This is a genomic window from Mangrovihabitans endophyticus, from assembly GCF_014646155.1.
GTDB lineage: Bacteria > Actinomycetota > Actinomycetes > Mycobacteriales > Micromonosporaceae > Actinoplanes > Actinoplanes endophyticus.
In genome coordinates, this window is the sequence record NZ_BMMX01000192.1 from 1 (window position 1) to 540 (window position 540).

The window sequence follows — 540 nt, forward strand, 5'->3', positions numbered from 1 at the left end:
TCAAAACGCACTTGCGTTTCAAGTCAAACGTCCTTGCGTTTCAAGTCAAACGTCCTTGCGTTTCAAGTCAAACTGTAGTGTACTAAATAAGTTGACACAATTTATTTAGTAACATGCGTAAAAATCGAAAGTATTCAAAGGCAGAATGTCTGTCTTATCTGGAAGAATACATGTGTTCTTCTCAGAATCACAGTGAATTTGAACGTGAAAAAGGTCTGAAACGTACCACAATTAGCCGCTGGCTTCGTATCTTTGGGATTGAAGATAAACCAAGTCCCATTATGAGCAAGAAACTAAGTCAGACGGAACAGGAGCTTCATGACCGTATTCATGAGCTCGAGCGGAAAATCAAGTCCCTGGAAGTAGAGTTGAAGCAGTCCAACATGGCCCGTGACGCCTACGACTGCATGATTGACCTTGCGGAAAAGACCTATAACATTCCGGTAAGAAAAAACTCCGGTGCCAAGTAATCCGGGGCCTGTCTCAAGGCGGACGCCGTTACCGCGTGCGTCCGCTTTGCAGATTGCTTGGCATATCAGC

The 540-nt window shown here is 44.6% G+C and carries 1 protein-coding gene; it reads left to right on the forward strand.

The genetic code is table 11. The features are described from left to right. The first annotated feature begins 113 nt into the window (after positions 1-113). Positions 114-470, forward strand: coding sequence for a hypothetical protein (locus tag IEY73_RS34865; protein ID WP_117674217.1), 357 nt, complete (start codon positions 114-116; stop codon positions 468-470). The last annotated feature ends 70 nt before the right edge of the window (positions 471-540 follow it).